Raw genomic sequence first — 18,864 nt, 5'->3', positions numbered from 1 at the left:
CACAGGTCGATACATCCCGGCACTGGAAGGCCCGTTCAATGCAGTGACCCCGAAGCGGATGGCCGGACGTTGAACCCTCCGTGTTCCATGCCCCCCGCCCCAGGTCGTCAGTATACGCAAGGCGTGAACGCCGCCAGCAGCAGCAAGAACTTCCGTCACGAGCACCGCCAGGCTTTGAGACGCCGGCCACACAACGTACGCTTGCCGACGTGAACGACGCCGCCGAGCCCGCCGACGACGCCCTGATGCTGGCCTATGCCGCCGGCGACATCCGCGCTTTCGAGATGCTCTACGCCCGCCATCGCGGCCCGCTGTACCGGTTCCTGCTGCGCCAGCTGCGCAATGGCGCGCTGGCCGACGAGCTGTTCCAGGATGTGTGGCAACGGGTCGTGGGCGCGCGGGCGAGCTGGCAACCGGAGGCGGCGTTCTCGACCTGGCTGTTCCGCATCGCCCACAACCGGCTCAACGACCATTGGCGGGCCCAGCGCCATCGCCCGGCCGCCCCGGACGATGCCGACGCCCGGACCGCCCAGTTGGCCGATCCGGACACGCCCGAGCGACAGCTGTCCGCCCTGGAACAGCGTCGTGTGCTGCAGCGCGCCCTGGATGCGCTGCCAGAAGAACAACGCGAGGTACTGCTGTTGCGCCTGGAACAGGAACTGACCCTGGATCAGATCGGCCAGATCACCGGCGTCGGCCGGGAAACCGTCAAGTCACGGCTGCGCTATGCCATGGACAAGCTGCGTGCGGGGATCGGGCCATGAACACGCCAGGCGATCGGCTGACGCCGGAAGAGCGCGCCCTGGCCGACCGGCTGGCCGGCGAGCACGCCAACGCCGGCCCCGGACCCGACCTGGATGCACGCATCCTGGCAGCCGCGCGCGCGGCCCTCGAAGCGCCGTCGGCACCATCGCCAGTCGCGGCCCTCCCATCCGGCCACCGCGCCGGCCGCACCTCTAGCCGGCGTCCGCGCCGGCGCTGGACCGTCGGCGCGGGGATCACCGCCTCGCTGCTGCTGGCGGTCACCATCGCCTGGCAGTTGCGCCCACAGCAAACGGCCCATGTGCTGTATGAGGGCGCCTCGGCGCCTGCGACGCCACCTCCCGAACCGGCCGCCGCCGTGCAGCAGCGCAAGCAAACCCCCGCCCAGCCCGCAGCCGATGCGTCCCCGCCGGCGCCCACGGTCCGCGCGCCGGCTGAGGACGACGCCCCGGTTCCGGCGTCTCCGGAAATGGCGCCGACGCCCGAACCCGCGCTGCCGCAGGCGGTCGCGCCCCCGCCCCCCGCGCCGAAGCAGCGCGCTGTCCCGCGTGCCCCGTCCAAACCCCAGACACCGTCCTCGCTGGAGCGGGCGGGCGCCCACATCGAGGCAGCCCCCGACACCGCGCAGGTGCGACCGAACGCGACCTACTCCCCGCCAGCCCCTCCGGCACCACCCGCGCCCGCCTACGCGCCTCCGCCCCCTCCTCCCCCGCCGGCCCCGACAGTGGAAGCCTTCGAGGCCCGCACCGCGCACACGCGCCAGCAGCGCTCCAACCTGAGCGCCGCGCCACCGACGGATCAGGAGGCTGCACCCGCGGCCCTCGCACCCCTGCGTGCAGCGGACGCCGACACCGTCCTCCGCAGCACGGAACGTTCAGCCGGCCTGGTGCCCGTGACGCCCGCCATCGCCCGCCAGATCGAGGAGGATCGACAACTCCCCCCCGAGCAGTGGCTGCGCCGCATCCGTCTGCATCGCTTCGAAGGCCAGGGCGCGCTTGCGCGGGCCAGCCTGGCCGCGTTCGTGCAGGCTTATCCGCATCGCGCCCTCCCCGACGACCTGCGCGCGCTGCGGCCATGAGCCACACCCTGGCCGGGGCGGTGGACCAGGAAACCCTGATCAAGCACAGCCGCTTCATCGTCCATGCCGCCCCGGTCGACTCGGCCGACGCGGCGATGGCCCACATCGCCGCGGCCAGCGAGATGGGCGCCACCCACAACTGCTGGGCCTGGCGGGTCGGCGCGGCCTTCCGCTCCAGCGACGACGGCGAGCCAGGTGGCAGCGCCGGCCGGCCCATCCTGGCGGCGATCGACGGCGCCGGCTTCGACCAGGTCGCGGTCGTCGTCACCCGCTGGTACGGCGGGATCAAGCTGGGCGTCGGCGGCCTGGTCCGCGCCTATGGCGGCTGCACCGCAAGCGCCCTGCGAGACGCGCCCCGGGTGGCGCTGGTGGCCATGGCCGAGCTGGCCGTCAGCTGCGGCTTCGATGACCTGGGTCATGTGCATGCCGCCGTCGCCACCTTTGGCGCAGAAAAGCTGGAAGAGACCTTCGACGCCGAGGGCGCCCACCTGCGGTTGCGGCTGCCGACCGGCCAGCTCGCGCCGTTGCGCCGTCATCTGCGCGATGCCACCCGCGACCGCGTGCAGTGCCGGGCCGATGCCCCGTCCGACCTGGCCGCGCCCGAACCTTGAAAAACCGGGGGCCTGCCGCCATCCGCATGGGGTGTGCAGGTCCGGCCAAGCCGACGGCGCCCCTTCAGATGCGCCCGTCCGGTTCTGCCATGTCGGTCGCGGGGAACCGTCCGGTGCGTGCGTGGTCCATGAACCCGCACGGCCCTCCCTCGCTCGACCGGACTCCAGATGACTGCGCCCCAGGCCTCGACCCTCCCCGCCGCCGAACCGACCGACGCGGCGCGACCGAAGAAGGCCAGGCTGGGCAGCCTGCGTGCCCTGTGGCCGTTCGTGCGCAAACACCTGGGCCTGTTCATCTGCTGGCTGGTCGCGCTGGCGGTGGCCTCGGCCGCGACCCTGAGCCTGCCGCACGCGGTCAAGCAGATGATCGACCACGGGTTCTCAAGTGGCGACAACATCGACCGCGCCTTCCTGGCGCTGTTCGGCGTGGCGGTGGTGCTGGCCCTGGCCAGTGCGGCGCGCTTCTTCTTTGTGTCCATGCTGGGCGAGCGCGTCGTGGCCGACCTGCGCCGCCAGCTCTATGGCCACCTGCTGGGCCTGGATGCGCAGTTCCATGACCGCAACCGCAGCGGCGAGCTGATCTCGCGCCTGTCGGCCGACAGCGAACTGCTGCGCAGCGTGGTGGGCAGTGCCATGTCGGTGGCGGTGCGCAGCACGGTCACGGTGATCGGCTCGGTGGTGATGATGTTCATCGCCAGCCCGCGCCTGGCCGCCTTCGCCCTGGTGGGCATCCCGGTGGCGGTGGTGCCGATCGTGCTGGGCGCGCGCAAGCTGGGCCGGATCTCGCGCGCCAGCCAGGACCGCGTGGCCGATGCCAACACCCTGGCCAGCGAGAGCCTGGGCGCGGTGCGCACGGTCCAGGCGCATGCGCGTGAGCCGTATGAGCAGGCGCGCTTCGAGGCAGCGGTGGAGGTCTCGGTGCAGACCGCGCGCAAGCGCATCCGTGCGCAGTCCTTCGTCACCGCCGGGGCGATCACCCTGGTGTTCGGCGCCATCGTGTTGGTGCTGTGGTCCGGCGCGCACGACGTGATCTCCGGGCGGATGACCGCCGGCACGCTGGGGCAGTTCGTGCTGTACGCGCTGATCGGCGGCGGCTCGGTCGGCTCGCTTGCCGAGGTCTGGAACGAGCTGCAGCGCGCAGCCGGCGGCATGGGCCGCATCGGCGAACTGCTGGAGGAGACCGCGCAGGTGCGCCCGGCCGCGCAGCCGTTGCCGCTGCCGGCGCCGGTGCGCGGCCAGATCCGCTTCGACCACGTGTCCTTCCGTTACCCCACCCGCCCCGACGCCCCGGCCCTGGACGATTTTTCCCTGGAGATCTCCCCGGGCGAGACCGTCGCCCTGGTCGGGCCGTCCGGCGCGGGCAAGAGCACCGTGCTGTCGATGCTGCTGCGCTTCCATGACGTGGAGCAGGGAGCGATCCGCGTGGACGGCCTGGACCTGCGCCAGGTTGATGTGGCGGCTCTGCGCGAGCAGATCGGTCTGGTCCCCCAGTCGCCGACGATCTTCGCCGCCAGCGCGGCCGAGAACATCCGTTATGGCCGCCTGGAGGCCAGCGACGCGGACGTGCAGGCCGCCGCGACCGCCGCCGAGGCGGACGGCTTCCTGCGCGAACTGCCCGAGGGCTACGACAGCCAGCTGGGCGAACGCGGCGCACGCCTGTCCGGCGGGCAGCAGCAGCGCATCGCCATTGCCCGCGCCTTGCTCAAGGACGCGCCGATCCTGCTGCTGGACGAAGCCACCAGTGCGCTGGACGCGCAGAGCGAGCGCGCGGTGCAGAGCGCGCTGGAGCGGCTGATGGCCGGGCGCACCACCCTGGTCATCGCCCATCGCCTGGCCACCGTGCTCAAGGCCGACCGCATCGTGGTCATGGACCGCGGCCGCATCGTCGCCCAGGGCACGCACGAAGCGCTGATGGCCGAGGGCGGGCTGTACGCGGAACTGGCGCGGCTGCAGTTCATCGATTGAATCGGCCGAAGCGCGCAGGCGCGAGCCAGCGCCCGCGACCCGGCTCACGCGCCTTTACGGTGGACATTCCCACGCTGGTCGCCTGTTCCCTACCGCGAGCCAGACATGACTCCTGCCGACAATCCCCGCATCCCCAAGGACATCGCCAAGGTCGAACTGACCGAAGAATGGGAACTGGCCTACTGGACCGGTCATTTCGGCGTGGACGAGGCGGCCCTGCGCGCCGCAGTCCAGGAAGTCGGCAGCGACAGCGATCAGATCAAGACCCATCTGGAATCCCGGCCGGAGTAGTCAGGCGCCGTGCGACAGTCCGCCTTTCCGGTTCCGGCGGCCTTGGTGGCCCTGGCGCTCTGCGGCCTGCTGGGCGCCTGCACCACGTGGTCACCCCCAGACACTGCACACACGGCGCCCCGATCCACCGCCGCTCAGCAGGAGGCACCGCTGCGCTTTGTGCTGGCGGTGCATGCAGCGACCGAACCGGGCGACGCGCTCAATCCCCCGCTGTCCACCGCCGGCCGCACCCAGGCCGAGGCACTGGCCGCAAAGCTGGCAAAGGCGCCGTTGGTCGCGGTCTATGCCAACGAATTCCTGCGCAACCAGCAGACAGCGCAAGCCGCGCTGGAGCAGCATCCTGGGCTGGCCCTTCAGGCGTTCTTCTCCCGCGGCCCGCTCGAGGAAACCGCTCGCGACTGGCGGCAGCGCTACCACCACGGCATGGTCCTGGCCGTGGGCGACCCGGCGCAGATCACCCTGCTGGCGCGCGCGCTGTGCGCCTGCCCGGTCGCTACGCTGGAGGAAGGAGAAAGCGGGCACGTGCTTGAGGTGCGTTTCGACGCGCAAGGACGGGCCACGCTGCAGGATCCGTGGATCGGAGAACCGCACCAATGATGTCCCCGGAAACACCTGACGCATTCGCCGGCTGGGACGGCAGCATTGCTGGCGCACGTGCGCTCCAGGAAACCTTGGCGACGCAAGTCGTCCTGGCCGACCAGGCGCCCGAGACCCCGCGCACGATCGCCGGCTTCGACGTCGGCTTCGAGGATGAGGGGCGCATCACCCGGGCCGCTGCGGTGCTGCTCGACGGACAGACCCTGCAATTGCAGGCCAGCACCATTGCACGCGTGCCGACCTCCATGCCCTACGTGCCGGGACTGCTGAGCTTCCGTGAGTTGCCCGCGCTCCTACAGGCGCTGGACGATCTGCCGTACGCCCCGGATCTGGTGCTGGTCGACGGCCAGGGCATCGCCCATCCCCGCCGGCTGGGGATTGCCGCGCACTTTGGCGTGGTCACCGGCCTGCCGACCATCGGCGTGGCCAAGAAGCCGCTATGCGGGCGCGCGGACCCGCCCGGCCCGACGCCCGGTGATCACAGTGCCCTGATCCACCGCGGCGAGCAGATCGGCTGGCTGCTGCGCAGCAAGCTGCGCTGCAATCCACTGGTGGTCTCGCCCGGTCACCGCGTCTCGCTGGGCACCGCCTTGGCGTGGACCCTGTGTCTACTGCGCGGCTATCGGCTCCCGGAACCCACCCGCCTCGCCGACCGCTTGGCCTCACGGCGTGGGCCGATGCCGGGCGACACACCGCAGTTGCCGCTGCGCTAGTTGTGCCTATCGATCACGGGTGCGGCAGGGCGACTTCGGCAGGCAATCGGAAGGGCCCAGGCCCGCTCGCTGATCCGCGATCGCGCATGCCACCAGGCACCGCGACGACAGGGCGTGGAGCGCGAACAAGCGCGGCTTCCGCGCCCTGCTCCCGTACACCAAGCTCGAAGTAGCTCTGGGGCAGCCACTGGATCCGCAACGGCTGGCCCGCATCGGCGATCGATTCGTCGCTCACCGCGCGGCCGGTGCCGTAGTTGATCTCGACATCGGGACGCTTGGGCACCCCCACCACCGCCACGATGCGGCTTCCAGGCGTCAGCAAGCGTGCGGTCAGCGTCTGGCTCTGAAAGGAGAGCACCTGCGTCCGTCCTGGCCGTAGCAGATGCCGCTTCGTCCGGTCCTTCATATAGCTTGCTCGGCCCAGATAGGAAGCCAAATCCAGGTAGCGGCCGTCCGGCTTTTCCTCGTAGAAGCCGACCTCCAGGTCGAAGTCGCATTTGTTGGTGACCACCTGCAGGTTCGCCTGGAACAGGCCATCGATTTCGACAGGTGCCTGGAGTTTTTCAGTCCTGAAGACCAGCGCGTTGCGTGTATCTGGGGCACCAGGCGGAAGGCTCAGATCGACGTCGTGACGATCCGCCAAATCGACCAGAAGCGCCGGAGGGACCGCCTTGGTTGGCAGCGCGCCAAACAGCAAACCCTCTCCGTCGCGTGTTCCGGACAGATACAGGCGTCGCCGACCAGTGGCCATGCCTGCCAGGGTCGAGACGTGCCGCCACGTGTTTGCACCCATGACCTGGAAATTGATGCGATCGCTCAGTATTGCGGGCATGGGCGCACCACGGAAGACATGATCAAACCAGTCCAATCTCACGTCTTGAAGATCGATCAGGGCCACCTTGTCCACCACATCCCCACGGACGCTGGCGAGGACCCCGCTCTGCATCGCAGTGTGGTGATAGGGCCCGACGAGCAGGCGATGATCGGCGTTGGGCCTGTAGCTGTAATGCTCCTCAAGATAATAGAGGGCACCGACCATGCCAGGGTCGTAATAGCCTGTCTGAACCAGGACCGGGATATCGATCGCTGAAAACTCGCGACCGTAGGGAATAAGCTGCTGCCAGAATCGATCGTAGTCAGGGTGGTCCAGCCAAGCATCAAAGATGGGGTTGGGCGTGCCATCGATCCTGTCCAGGTCGCGGTAGGGCGCCCCGCTGCGATACCACTGTCGCTGCATCCGCTGCCATCGGGCCCGGTCCTGGTAGGTCTTGTCGTCCAGGCCCTTGCCGCTGGCGGTGTAGAACGGCCATGGATAGATGAAGCTCTGGAAGACGCCGCCCTGCATCGGGGTGTCGATGCCAGGCGCATTAGTCGCATTGGTCGCCATCGCCTTCAGCGCCGGTGGACGGCGCTTGGCCGCTGCCCACTGCGTGAATCCGTTGTAGCTCCCGCTGAACATCCCCACCCGGCCGTCGCTCCACGATTGGTTCGCAAGCCAATCGATCACCGTGGCGGCATCGCCACCATCGTGGAGATAAGGCTCAACCGGGCCCGGGCTGCTGCCTCGCCCCTTGCCGCGTGTATAAGCGACCACCCCGACATAGCCACGTCCGGCCATCTGAACCGCGTCGGCGAGCGCCCATTCATCGCGCGCGTAGATGGTGAAATTCAGCAGCGAGGTCAGCCGCGTGCCATCCGTATGACGCTGCCGCACCATCAGCGCCGCGATCCGCGCGCCATCGGAGGTAGGGATCAGGACCTGCTGTATCGAGAAACGCCGGTCCAGGTCGGCCCTCAGCATTGGTTCCAGCGCGGGCCCGAGCGCGCGCCGGACCGCAGTCGCCTCGCGCGCCGTGATCAAGGCCTGCGGCGCAGCGCACTTGCCCCGGGCAAGATCCGGGCAGGCGCGCTCCTGTTTGGCCTGCTCCTCCCGGAGCGCGTCGAGATTGACCTGGAACCAGGGCAGGATCCGGGCGATGTCGCGGTCCGGGAGGCTGGCGAAAAGCTCGGAGAACGCCTGAGCCAACGCATCGCCAAGTAACTGACCCTCGGTCTGGTGGACTTTTGCCCTGGCATAGAGCTGCCAAGGCACCAAGGCCGGGACGCGCCTTGGTTCGACCGAGCGATACAAGTCGCTCAGCTTGGCCAGCGTCGCTTCCGCCGCGGCATAGCGCCCGACGAACAGCTGCAGCCGATACAGCGTCGCCAGGTCCTCCGGTTTGCCGGAGGCTGCGTAACGGGGAATCAGCGCCGAGGCCACCGCGACGTCTGACACGGCCTCGGTGGAAGCCGATGCCCCGCTGAGGAAACACACAAACAGGCTTGCCAGGACAATGAAACGCAGGCGGGACAGGATCATGCGGGGCGCTCCTCCGGACTGGGCCGGATGGCGATGCCTCCTGCTCACCCAGTCATGTTGTTGGAGGGCGATCGTCTTGAATCTACCGCTCGCCGTGTCGGAAATTCGGCGAGCGGACACTTCCGGACGGCGAACCGGACCTTGCAGCGGTCAAAGCACCCGGCTCCGCAGCAGGCTCGCGCCTTCCCGGCTGGTCGAGATGGTCTGCCCGGTCTCCAGATGCAGCAGCAAGCGCCCGCCGCCCGCAGGCTCCAGGCGCGCGATGCGGTCGGTATTGACGATCCAGGAACGATGGACGCGGACGTACCGGGTCGGATCCAGGGAATTGGCGAACTCGGCCAAGGTGACCCGGACCAGATGCTTCGCTGTCAGGGTCGTCACTTCCGCGTAGTCGCCCGCGCCCCCGATGCTGACGACCGATTCGATATCGAGCGGGCGAAGCTCGTCGCCGATCTTGACGAAGTAGCGGGACAGCGCGGCGTCCACCCGCGCTTCTGGTTCCTGTGGCCGGAGGGGTGCCGTCGGTTCAGGCACAGGCTCCAGGCACGGCGCATCGTCAGAGGCGCCTGTCGTCGCGGCGCCGGCGCCTGCTGACCCGCACGCAACCTCGCCGACGTCGGGTTGTGGCGGTGTCCGTGACTGCGCCGAAAGGTAGGACACCGCCGCGATCAGCGCGTAGGTCGTCAGATTCTGGAGCGACTGCCAGGCCGCTCCGCCGGACTTGAAGGGGCGCACGACGAAGCCTTCGGGCGCGGCGCCGAAGAAAAAACCGAGCAGCACGATGAGCAGCCAGTACGACAGGAGCATAAACATCGCGCACAGCAGGGCATGGGCCAGCAGTTGGACGACGGCAGGCTTGCCGATCAAGTGCCTGACTACGATCCGCCTCACCGCCCAACCGAAGATCACCACGGGAAGGGTGTTGGCCAAGCCTCCCAGCAGTGCGCCGACGACGTCCAAGCCAAGCGCAAACCGGAGCGTGACCGTGTACGCCCCAAAGATGGCCAGGACCGCCCAAAGGTCCGAGTTGCGCTGCTTCATCGGTCATCCTGCGCGACAGACGAGCCCAGGCGCCCGGCTTTCTCGAACGCATTTTAGCGGTCTGCATAGGCCCCGGGCCGCCTGCGGAGGTGTCCCGGGAGGGACCGGTGGCAGGTTCGACCGGCTTTCCCAGCCAGGCCGTGAGGAAGCCTTGCGCCCGGTCCCGCCGCACAGCGTCGCGCAAGGTCAGCTCGCGGCCGAACCTGCAACGATCCGTTGTACGCGCTCGTCAGACAGAGCCCCCGGCCGGCATGCGATCCTGCGGGCCTCTCGAACCGGAGCAGACACCAATGACCGCCACCGTGATCGCCCCACGCGTCCATGACCTCGGCGGCTTCCAGGTCCGCCGCGCCGTGCCAACCATCCAAGCCCGTAGCGTGGGGCCGTTCGTCTTCGTCGATCACATGGGGCCGGCCGATTTCGCCGCAGGCCAGGGCGTGGACGTGCGCCCGCATCCGCACATCGGCCTGGCGACGGTGACGTTCCTGTGGGATGGCGCGATCGGGCACCGCGATACGCTGGGCTCGGACACGATCATCCGACCCGGCGACGTGAACTGGATGACGGCCGGCCGTGGCATCGCGCATTCCGAGCGCACCCCGACCCTGGAGCGCGTGGACCACGCGCCCCTGCACGGCATGCAGACCTGGGTGGCGCTGCCCAGGCCGGATGAAGAGACCGCACCGGAGTTTCACCACCACGCCGCCGATACGCTGCCCCACTGGGAACAGCATGGCGCGCGACTGCGTGTGATCGCCGGTCGCGCCTGGGGCCATGAATCCCCGGTGCGGGTGTTCGCCGAGACCTTCAACGTGGCCCTGGACCTCCAGCCCGAGGCAGAGCTGGCCATCGACGACAGCGCCATTGAGCGTGCGCTCTACATCCTGGAAGGCGAGGCCCAGCTGGACGGCGCCGACATCCCGGCCCGGCATCTGGTCACCCTGGATCGTGGCACCCGCCCGGTCCTGCGGGCCACCACGCCGATCAAGGCGATGCTGCTGGGCGGCGAACCGTTGGACGGGCCGCGTCATCTGTGGTGGAACTTCGTGTCCAGCTCGAAGGAGCGGATCGAGCAAGCCAAGCAGGACTGGCTGGAAGGGCGCTTCGGCACGATCACCGGCGACCCGGAATTCATCCCCCTCCCCGACCACTGAGGCAAGGCGCGCCGCGCCCGATTTGTCACGCCCGCTGTCATCGCTTATGGTGCGGCGCAGGGTGATCGTGCGCGGGGAGCGCGCAATCGCCCCGCTACCGCACCACGCGTCGACCGGAGTGATGCGCCATCCGCCTGCCGGGGAAGTCCTACGCAGCAGGCCACGTCGGTCACCGTGATCCATGCACCAACCGCACCGCCGCGCGCCGGTGGTGCCCTGTTTGGGGAACGATCGATGAAAGCCTGCCTTTGTTCCGCCGCCGGCCTGCTGCTCGCGCTGGCCGCGCCCGCCTTCGCCCAGTCATCCGGCTGCCCGGCGCTGCCAGCCGGCTCGGCCCTGCACTGGGAGCAGACCGGCACCGACACTCTGATGATCTGCAAGGCATTGGACGATCAGGGCAATCAGGCCTTCGGCGTGATGCTCACCGCCGAGCCGTCGATGGACCCCAAGCGCCACAACCGCGAGGAAAAAGGCGTCATCGACGGCAAGGAGATGCGCTGGTACCGCACCGAGATCGCCAATCGGCCTGACGCACAGACCCGGGTCGCGGTGGTCGAACTGGACAAGGACCGCTACGTCCAGATCTGGATCGACGCCGACTCACCGGCGGCCCTGCAAGCCAGCATGACCACGGCCGAGCGGCTGGATTTCCGCCGCGCCGGCACCCCGGTTGCTTCCAGTCCGTAAACCGCCAGCCTGACGCGGCTCAGAAGCGGCCTTCCTGGAAATCCACGAAAGCCTGCATCAGCTCCTGCTTGGTGTTCATCACGAATGGTCCGTGGCGCATCACCGGCTCGCGTAGCGGGCGGCCCGCCACCAGGATCAGTTGGGCGCCCTGGGTGCCGGCCCGTAGCGACAGGGCCTCTCCTCCCCCGAGCACGGCCAGGACCTGGGTGTCCAAGGGGCGTGCATCATCGCCCTCGCCCACCGTGACCGCGCCTTCGTAGGCATAGGCAAACACGTTGTGGCCGGTAGGCAGCGTGGTGTCCCAGCTGGCGCCGGGCTCCAGCCGGACGTCCAGGTACAGCGGGTCGGTCGCCGGCTGCACGATGGGGCCGACCACCTCGCCCACCGCACCGGCGATCACCTTGATCTCTACCCCGCGCGCCGGCGTGGCGACCGGAATGCTGTCCGGCGCGAACTCCTGGTACTTCGGCGCGCACAGCTTGTCCTTGGCCGGCAGGTTCACCCACAGCTGAAAACCGCGCATGCGCCCGGATTCCTGCTCTGGCATCTCCGAATGCACCAGGCCGCGCCCCGCGGTCATCCACTGCACGCTGCCTGGCGTGAGCAGGCCTTCGTTGCCGTGGTTGTCGCGATGGCGCATGCGCCCATCGAGCATGTAGGTCACCGTCTCGAAGCCACGATGCGGGTGCTCCGGGAAACCGGCGATGTAGTCCTCGGCCTTGTCGGTGCCGAACTCGTCCAGCATCAGGAACGGGTCCAGATCCGGCAATTGCGCGGTGCCAATGACCCGGGTCAGCTTGACCCCGGCGCCATCGGACGTGGGCTGGCCGCGCACGGTGCGCAGGATGCGGGCGGATTCGGTTGCAGTACTCATGCTGGACCTCCTGTGTTGCACACAAGGTGGCGTGCGAGGTGCCCCAGCGTAAGGCCTTTGACGCGCAACCGTCTGTTCCATCGACACGCCCTTCGTCGAGCGCAGAAGGAAAGGGGCCGGCCGTGCCGGCGCATGTCCTGCGAAGCTCGAACATACTTGTGCTTTGCCGCGCAGAGGCACTCCGATCCTTCCATCGGTCAGCCCCCCCCCGGCAGGCGCACGTCGCGCGCCTGCATCCGGCCCGCCTCAAGCCGCAGGCGTGAGCCACCTGGAACCAGGGTTCGTCCGAGGCCGGTACTTGGCTTGAAGCAGTCGAAGTCATGCGAGCAACGGATCGCCCGGCGCCTCCGGTGGCAGAGGCCGGCCCGCAGGTTGCCGAGGCCTGTCGGCGGTCACGGCGCAAGCGGATGTTCGCAGCGCAGGCGCTGGCGCTCCACGCAGTGGCCGATTACCAGCAGGCGATCACGCCCACAAAAAACCCCGCCGAAGCGGGGTTCAAGAATTCTGCAATGTCAACCGCGAATCAGGTGGCCGGCGTGATGTTGGACGCCTGTGCGCCCTTCGGACCCTGCGTCACTTCGTAGCTCACGCGCTGGCCTTCCTGCAAGGTGCGGAAACCCTTGGCGTTGATCGCGGTGTGATGCGCGAAGACATCGGCGCTGCCATCTTCCGGCGCGATGAATCCGAAGCCCTTGGCATCGTTGAACCATTTGACGGTACCGTACGGCATAGCTCTCTCTTTCCCCAGTTGGATCGGTGGTGGTGGCGCGGCCGGGAAGCCGCACGGCCCGAGTATGCAAAGACGCGGCAGCGTTGACAATCACCCGCGCGCCAGTTCCCCCACCAACTCGGCCATCCCGGCCGATGCCGCGTCGACATTGGCCAGGACATCGGCCATGGTGATTTCCTCGCCGGTCCCGCAGCCGGCCGCCCAGTTGGCGACGATGGCCAGGCAGGCATAGTCCAGGCCCAGCTCGCGCGCCAGGCCGGCCTCGGGCATCCCGGTCATGCCCACCAGGTCGCAGCCGTCGCGCTTCATGCGGGCGATCTCGGCCCGGGTTTCCAGGCGCGGGCCCTGAGTGGCGCCGTAACAGCCGCCTTCGACCACCTTGACCCCGGTCACGCGCGCCGCGGCCAGGATCTTGTGTCGCAGCATCGGGGTGTAGGGATCCCCGAAGTCCACGTGCAGGACCTCGCCCCCTTCCTCGCACAGCGTGGAAATGCGGCCCCAGGTGTAGTCGATGATCTGGTCCGGACAGGCCAGCACGCGCGGGCCGAACCGCTCGGTGATGCCTCCGACGGTATTGAGCGCCAGCACGCGCGTGGCGCCGATCTGCTTGAGCGAGGCCAGGTTGGCGCGATAGTTGATCTTGTGCGGCGGCAGCGAATGCCCCTCGCCATGGCGGGCCAGGAACGCCACGCGCTTGCCCAGCACCGTGCCCACCCGGACCGGACCGGACGGTGCCCCGTAAGGCGTGTCGAGGTGCCGGGTCTCGACGTCATCGAGCGTGGCCAGCTTGTAGACGCCGGTACCGCCGATGACCGCCAGGTCGATGCGCTGGCTCACGCGTCTTCCTTCATGGCGTAGATCGCCGGCAGGTTGCGCAGGTGCTCATGCACATCCATGCCGAAGCCAAACACGTAACGGTCGGGCACCTGGACACCGACATAATCCGCCTTGACGCCCGGCACGGCGCGATCGTGCTGCTTGACCGTCATCGCGGCGATGCGCACGTCGGTGGCGCCCTGCTCCAGGCACCACTCGCGCACGGCCAGCAGGGTATAGCCCTCGTCCAGGATGTCGTCGACCAGCAGCACGCGACGGCCATACAGCGCGGTGGCCGGGCGATGCTTCCAGACCAGCTCGCCGCCTTCGGTCTCGCCGCGATAGCGGGTGGCGTGCAGGTAATCGAACTGCAGATCCAGGCTGCGGCCACCGAGCTCCAGCGCCAGCTGCCCGGCGAACGGCAGCGCGCCATGCATGATGGTCAGGTACACCGGCACCTCGCCAGCGTAGTCGCGGGCGATGGCATCGGCCATGGTGGCGATGGCGGCGTCCAGCGTGGGTCGGTCGACCAGCAGGTCGGCATTGGCCAGGGCCTGGCGGATGGTCGGGGCGGTATGGGTCGTGGACATCAGGCAATTCCCTTGGAAACAGGCAGGCGCGCGCGCGCCTGGTCATAACGCGTGTCGGCCAGCAGGCCTTCCCACGCGCGTGGGCCGCGACCGATCAGGCCGATCAGCGCGGCGGTGTTGAGTGCGCGGCCTTGCACGGCCCGCAGGGCGTCTTCGACCACGTCGGGCTGGCAGGCCAGGACCACGTCGCAGCCGGCGTCCAGGTGCAGGGCGACGCGCTGGGCGACGCCGCCGGCCGAGTGCGCGGCGGCCATCGAGATGTCATCAGAGAACACCACCCCGCGAAAGCCGAAGCGCCCACGCAGGACCTCGTTGATCCAGAACGACGAATATCCGGCCGGCTCGGGCGTCACGGCCGGATAGGCCACGTGCGCGAGCATCACCGCGTCGGCGCCGGCCTCGATGCCGGCGGCAAAGGGCACCAGGTCCTCTGCCAGCAGGGTCTCCAGCGGGCGCGGATCGGTGGCGATGTCGAAATGGGTGTCTTCCAGCACGGTGCCGTGCCCGGGGAAATGCTTGAGCGTGGCGGCCATGTCGGCGTCGTGCATGCCGCGCACATAGGCGCGGGTGAAGGCGGCGACCACCTGCGGATCGGCGTGGAAGGCGCGGTTGCCGATGGCGCGGTTGCCACGGGCCAGGTCGACGACGGGGGCGAAGCTCAGGTCCACCCCGCTGGCGCGGACCTCGCTGGCCATCAGCCAGGCGTGCTCGCGGGCCTGTTCCAACGCGCCGTCCGGATCACGCCCGTACTGCGCGCCAAAGGTCTCCAGCGGCGGCAGCGCGGCATAGCCCTCGCGGAATCGCTGCACGCGCCCGCCTTCCTGGTCCACGGTGATCAGCACCGGTCGCGGCGCGGCGGCACGGATCGCGGCGCTCAATTCAGTCACCTGCTGGCGCGAGACGAAATTGCGCGCGAACAGGACCACGCCGGCCACGGCGTCGTGCTGCAGCCAATCGACTTCGTGGGCGGCCAGTTCGGTGCCGGCGATGCCGATCAAGAGCATGTCAGGGTCTCCAGGCTGGCGCGCCTTACGCGCCGGTCGGGCATTGTCGCAGAAGCGGCCTGAAGCTTCAGAGCAGGCGGCGGTGGGACTTCACTCGCCCTGGGACCAGCGCGCATAGGGATGCGCGGCCAAGGCCAGGTTGTAGTAGCGCGACTGATCGGTCACCTCCGCGCCGATCCAGTCCGGCCGCACGAAGGCCTCGTCGGCCGAGGCCAGCTCGATCTCGGCCACCACCAGCCCCGCGTTCTCACCCAGGAACTCGTCCACTTCCCACAGGTGCGCGCCCACCCGGACCAGGTGGCGGCGCTTGTCGACCAGGCCGCCCACGCACAGTTCCAGCAGCGCGCGCGCATCGGCCACCGGCACGGGATACTCGTACTCCTGCCGGGTGTGGCCCAGTTCGCGCGACTTGATGTTGAGATAGGCCAGCTCGCCCTGCACACGCACGCGGACCGAGGCCTTCTGGGCCCCGGATTGCACCGCGCCCAGGTCGTTGAGGTAGCCCTGGGCCATGGGCACGACCGCATGCGCCGCGTCGCGCCAGCCGTCGTTGGTGACCAGGAACTTGCGTTCGATTTCGATTCCCATGGCCCATTATGCCGGCCGCGCGCCATCACGCATCCGGACGGCGCAGGGCTGACGCGCGATTCGGCGCCAGGCGACTGTGCGGGCCCCAGCGCGTGGGGTGAACGCTCAGCGCTCGAACAGCGCGATCGACTCGACGTGCGCGGTCTGCGGGAACATGTCCATCGCCCCCGCCGAGACCAGCTTGAAACCGCATTCGTTGACCAGGTAACCGGCATCGCGCGCCAGCGACCCCGGATGGCAGCTGACATACACGATGCGCGAGAACTGCTTGAGCGGCAGCTGCTTGAGCACGTCGATGGCGCCCGAGCGCGGCGGGTCCAGCAGCAGTTTATCGAAGCCGGCGCGCATCCACGGCGTGCCGCGCTGGTCCTGGGTCAGGTCCGCGGCGAAGAACTGCGCGTTGTCCAGGCCGTTGCGCTGCGCGTTGTCCTTGGCGCGGGCGACCAGGCCGGCCTCGCCTTCCACGCCGACCACCTCGCCAACCAGACGCGCCAGCGGCAGGGTGAAGTTGCCCAGGCCGCAGAACAGGTCCAGCACGCGTTCGCCCGGCTGCGGGTCCAGCAGCGCGAAGGCGTGGGCGATCATCTTTTCGTTGAGCTTGGCGTTGACCTGGATGAAATCCAGCGGACGGAAGGCGAGTTCGACGTCCCACGGCGCCAGCTTGAACGACAGCGGCACCTCGGCGGGCCACAGCGGATGCACGGTGTGGTTGCCGCCGGGCTGCAGGAAGATCGCGAACTGCTCTTCTTTCGCGAACGCGGTCAGCTTGTCCAGGTCCTCGGGTACCAGCGGATTGAGATGGCGCACGACGAAGGCGATCGCGTCGTCGCCGGCGATGAACTCGATCTGCGGGATATCCGCGCGCCCGGCCAGACTGTCGACCAGCACACTGAGCGCGGCGATCTTGAAGCCGATCTCCGGGATCAGCGTGTGGCACTCCCGCAGGTCGGCGACGAAGCGCGGGTCCTGCTCGCGGAAGCCGACCAGGGTCTTGCCCTTCTTCTCCACCCTGCGCACCGAGAAGCGCCCCTTGCGGCGATACCCCCAGCTGCCTTCCTTCAGCACCGGCAGCACCGCCCCGGGGGTGACGTGGCCGATGCGCTCAAGGTTTTCCAGCAGGGTGTGCTGCTTGGCGGCGATCTGTTTGGTCTCGTCCAGGTGCTGCAGGACGCAGCCTCCGCAGGTGCCGAAATGCGGGCAACGCGGCGTGAGGCGATCCGGCGAGGCCTCCAGCACCTCCAGCGTGCGCGCTTCGTCGAAATGGCGGCTGCGCGCGGTCTGCTCGACCAGCACCCGCTCACCCGGCAAGGCACCGGACACGAACACGGCCTTGCCGGGCTCGCCTTCCACCAGCGGCGTGCGACGGGCCACGCCGCGGCCATCGTGGCTCAAGTCGTGGATATTCAGTTCAAACGGGGTCTTGTCGATGCGCGGGGAACGGGCCACGTGGCGTCAGGCTGCGTGCGGGAAAACTGCCATTGTCGCAGATGCCGCCGCCCACTCCACGGCAGCGGCGCTATGCTCAAGCGCAAGGAACCCATCGCAGAGGGACTGCCCCCCGTGACCTCACGCATCCTGCTGGTCGAGGACGACGCCACCACGGCCGAGTTCATGCGCGCCACCCTGGAAGACCTGCCCGCCACGGTGTTGCTGGCCCGTTCGCGTGCCCAGGCCCTGGCGCAGGAAGGGCCGTTCGACCTGTGCCTGGTCGATGCCAATCTACCCGATGGCCGCGGTGAGGAACTGTTGCAGCGCCTACGTGAGCGACAACCGGACGTTCCCGCCCTGGCCCATACCGCCGATCACGGCCAGGACACGCAGGCCAGGCTGTGCGCGGCCGGCTTCGCCGCCGTGGTGGTCAAGCCGGTCCGGGCCGACGTGCTGCGCCAGGCCGCGCGCGACGCGCTTGCGGCGCGCCCGCCCGTTCCGGTGATGGAGGTCCGCGTCTGCGGCAACGACCTGCCGGCGTGGGACGACACAGCCGCGCTGACGGCGCTGGGCGGCAACCCGGCGCACCTGGACACCCTGCGTGGCCTGTTCCTGCAGGAGCTCGACAGCCAGGTCGTCCAGATCCAACACGCGCTGGATACCGCCGATGTCGCCGCCGCCCACCAGCTGCTGCACCGACTGAAGGCCAGCACGGGACTGGTGGGCGCCATGCGCTTGCGCGCCGCCACCGAGGCCCTGGATGCCGCCCTGCCCGATCTGTCCAGCCGCGGGGAGTTCGTTGCCGCCTGGCAGGCCAGCCGGACGCAGGATTAGCGATCGGCCGCGCCGCCGGGAGCCCGCGCCGTGCGCGGCAGCGCCCCCAGCATCTCCCAGGATTTGAGGCCACGCGGTCCCAGGTGATGCGCCAGCAACTGGCGCATCGCGCGGCGCAGGTCGGCCAGATCGGTCGCATCGGGTTGGGTGTCACTGGCCAGGGCCAGCAGCGCCTGCCCGCTGGGCGCGCGCTGGCGCTCGCCGCCACGCTCGCTGAGCAGGCGGCGCGGACCCAGTTCGGGGTCGAGGTGGTAGCGGGCCACCGGATCGATCGGCACGCCGGTGTCGTCGATGTCGAGGATCAGGCCGACGCCAATGGCCTCGAGCAGGTCGCGCTCGAAGCGGCGCAGGGTCCAGCCCAGCGCAGCGCCATGCGCCAGGCGCGCGCGGACCTTGGCATAGGCCACGAACAGCTCGGGCAGCGGATCCTGCCGCGGCACCAGGCGCAGCATCAGTTCATTGACGTAGAAGGCGGCCAGCGTCGATTCGCCATCCAGCCGCGGGGCGGCATCCAGCGCTTCGGCGCCGACCAGCCGTCCCAGTTCGCCGCGCAGCTGGACCTGCAGGCGAATGTGCTGCAGAGGCTGCAGCGCCGAGCGCAGCAGGTGCTTCTTGGGGCCCTGCACGCCGCGCGCGACCACACCCAGGCGGCCATGTTCGGCCGTGAGCACCTCCACCAGCAGGCTGGTCTCACGCCAGGCACGCGCATGCAGGACGAAGGCGACGGTGTCCAGCTGCATCG

20 protein-coding genes are annotated in these 18,864 nt (G+C 69.1%); 10 read left to right on the top strand and 10 right to left on the bottom strand.

Annotation, left to right across the window (positions count from 1 at the left end; translation table 11 throughout):
* The first annotated feature begins 209 nt into the window (after window positions 1–209).
* The 7 genes from ACORQU_RS14405 (at window position 210) to nfi (ending at window position 6,017) form a co-directional block, all read left to right on the top strand.
* Window positions 210–764: an RNA polymerase sigma factor gene (locus ACORQU_RS14405; protein WP_271646564.1), complete on the top strand. Its 555-nt coding sequence runs from the start codon at window positions 210–212 to the stop codon at window positions 762–764.
* Window positions 761–1,840: a hypothetical protein gene (locus ACORQU_RS14400; RefSeq protein ID WP_491641786.1), complete on the top strand. Its 1,080-nt coding sequence runs from the start codon at window positions 761–763 to the stop codon at window positions 1,838–1,840. Before ACORQU_RS14405 ends, ACORQU_RS14400 begins: the two co-directional genes overlap by 4 nt.
* Entirely contained in the window at window positions 1,837–2,451 is a 615-nt protein-coding gene (locus tag ACORQU_RS14395; RefSeq protein WP_491641785.1) for an IMPACT family protein, read from the top strand. Before ACORQU_RS14400 ends, ACORQU_RS14395 begins: the two co-directional genes overlap by 4 nt.
* 168 nt (window positions 2,452–2,619) lie before the next feature.
* Window positions 2,620–4,416 carry an ABC transporter transmembrane domain-containing protein gene (locus tag ACORQU_RS14390; RefSeq protein ID WP_491641784.1) on the top strand — a complete coding sequence of 599 codons (1,797 nt, stop codon included), beginning with the start codon at window positions 2,620–2,622 and terminating at the stop codon, window positions 4,414–4,416.
* A 105-nt stretch (window positions 4,417–4,521) separates the two neighbouring features.
* On the top strand, window positions 4,522–4,707 hold the full coding sequence (locus ACORQU_RS14385; protein ID WP_491641783.1) for a DUF3606 domain-containing protein: 186 nt from the start codon (window positions 4,522–4,524) through the stop codon (window positions 4,705–4,707).
* A gap of 9 nt (window positions 4,708–4,716) precedes the next feature.
* Window positions 4,717–5,304, top strand: coding sequence for a histidine phosphatase family protein (locus tag ACORQU_RS14380; RefSeq protein ID WP_491641782.1), 588 nt, complete (start codon window positions 4,717–4,719; stop codon window positions 5,302–5,304).
* Complete coding sequence (nfi, locus tag ACORQU_RS14375; RefSeq protein WP_491641781.1) at window positions 5,301–6,017, top strand: deoxyribonuclease V; 717 nt, start codon at window positions 5,301–5,303, stop codon at window positions 6,015–6,017. The genes ACORQU_RS14380 and nfi overlap by 4 nt, the downstream gene beginning before the upstream one ends.
* A 13-nt stretch (window positions 6,018–6,030) precedes the next feature.
* On the opposite strand, the gene ACORQU_RS14370 is transcribed toward nfi, so the two are convergent.
* Both ACORQU_RS14370 and ACORQU_RS14365 read right to left on the bottom strand, forming a co-directional pair.
* Window positions 6,031–8,376: a CocE/NonD family hydrolase gene (locus ACORQU_RS14370; protein WP_491641780.1), complete on the bottom strand. Its 2,346-nt coding sequence runs from the start codon at window positions 8,374–8,376 to the stop codon at window positions 6,031–6,033.
* 150 nt (window positions 8,377–8,526) lie between these two features.
* Window positions 8,527–9,417 (bottom strand): LytR/AlgR family response regulator transcription factor, encoded by an 891-nt coding sequence (locus ACORQU_RS14365; RefSeq protein WP_491641778.1) that lies wholly within the window; start codon window positions 9,415–9,417, stop codon window positions 8,527–8,529.
* Between the two features lie 290 nt (window positions 9,418–9,707).
* Here ACORQU_RS14365 and ACORQU_RS14360 point away from each other — a divergent pair, with 290 nt between their 5' ends.
* Window positions 9,708–10,571 (top strand): pirin family protein, encoded by an 864-nt coding sequence (locus tag ACORQU_RS14360; RefSeq protein WP_491641777.1) that lies wholly within the window; start codon window positions 9,708–9,710, stop codon window positions 10,569–10,571.
* 234 nt (window positions 10,572–10,805) lie between these two features.
* The gene (locus ACORQU_RS14355; protein ID WP_491641776.1) at window positions 10,806–11,258 is read left to right on the top strand and encodes a hypothetical protein; all 453 of its coding nucleotides are present in this window, start codon (window positions 10,806–10,808) and stop codon (window positions 11,256–11,258) included.
* Window positions 11,259–11,277: 19 nt separating this feature from the next.
* On the opposite strand, the gene ACORQU_RS14350 is transcribed toward ACORQU_RS14355, so the two are convergent.
* The 7 genes from ACORQU_RS14350 to rlmD form a co-directional block, all read right to left on the bottom strand.
* The gene (locus ACORQU_RS14350; protein WP_491641775.1) at window positions 11,278–12,132 is read right to left on the bottom strand and encodes a pirin family protein; all 855 of its coding nucleotides are present in this window, start codon (window positions 12,130–12,132) and stop codon (window positions 11,278–11,280) included.
* A gap of 523 nt (window positions 12,133–12,655) precedes the next feature.
* Window positions 12,656–12,862 carry a cold-shock protein gene (locus ACORQU_RS14345; protein WP_130520125.1) on the bottom strand — a complete coding sequence of 69 codons (207 nt, stop codon included), beginning with the start codon at window positions 12,860–12,862 and terminating at the stop codon, window positions 12,656–12,658.
* 90 nt (window positions 12,863–12,952) lie between these two features.
* Window positions 12,953–13,699 (bottom strand): S-methyl-5'-thioinosine phosphorylase, encoded by a 747-nt coding sequence (locus tag ACORQU_RS14340; protein WP_491641774.1) that lies wholly within the window; start codon window positions 13,697–13,699, stop codon window positions 12,953–12,955.
* Window positions 13,696–14,268 (bottom strand): hypoxanthine-guanine phosphoribosyltransferase, encoded by a 573-nt coding sequence (locus ACORQU_RS14335; protein WP_491641773.1) that lies wholly within the window; start codon window positions 14,266–14,268, stop codon window positions 13,696–13,698. Before ACORQU_RS14335 ends, ACORQU_RS14340 begins: the two co-directional genes overlap by 4 nt.
* Window positions 14,268–15,272 carry a beta-N-acetylhexosaminidase gene (gene nagZ / locus ACORQU_RS14330; protein ID WP_491641772.1) on the bottom strand — a complete coding sequence of 335 codons (1,005 nt, stop codon included), beginning with the start codon at window positions 15,270–15,272 and terminating at the stop codon, window positions 14,268–14,270. The genes ACORQU_RS14335 and nagZ overlap by 1 nt, the downstream gene beginning before the upstream one ends.
* A gap of 90 nt (window positions 15,273–15,362) precedes the next feature.
* Window positions 15,363–15,860: a CYTH domain-containing protein gene (locus ACORQU_RS14325; RefSeq protein WP_491641771.1), complete on the bottom strand. Its 498-nt coding sequence runs from the start codon at window positions 15,858–15,860 to the stop codon at window positions 15,363–15,365.
* A 105-nt stretch (window positions 15,861–15,965) separates the two neighbouring features.
* Window positions 15,966–17,306 (bottom strand): 23S rRNA (uracil(1939)-C(5))-methyltransferase RlmD, encoded by a 1,341-nt coding sequence (gene rlmD / locus ACORQU_RS14320; RefSeq protein ID WP_491641770.1) that lies wholly within the window; start codon window positions 17,304–17,306, stop codon window positions 15,966–15,968.
* A gap of 114 nt (window positions 17,307–17,420) precedes the next feature.
* Here rlmD and ACORQU_RS14315 point away from each other — a divergent pair, with 114 nt between their 5' ends.
* Window positions 17,421–18,122 (top strand): Hpt domain-containing response regulator, encoded by a 702-nt coding sequence (locus ACORQU_RS14315; protein WP_491641768.1) that lies wholly within the window; start codon window positions 17,421–17,423, stop codon window positions 18,120–18,122.
* Here the strand turns inward: ACORQU_RS14315 and recO are convergent.
* Window positions 18,119–18,862 carry a DNA repair protein RecO gene (recO, locus tag ACORQU_RS14310; protein WP_491641767.1) on the bottom strand — a complete coding sequence of 248 codons (744 nt, stop codon included), beginning with the start codon at window positions 18,860–18,862 and terminating at the stop codon, window positions 18,119–18,121. The two genes, ACORQU_RS14315 and recO, sit on opposite strands and share 4 nt — an antisense overlap.
* Between the last annotated feature and the right edge of the window lie 2 nt (window positions 18,863–18,864).

The organism is Pseudoxanthomonas sp. JC1303, from assembly GCF_058448525.1.
This window is presented reverse-complemented; position numbering and strand designations above follow the sequence as displayed.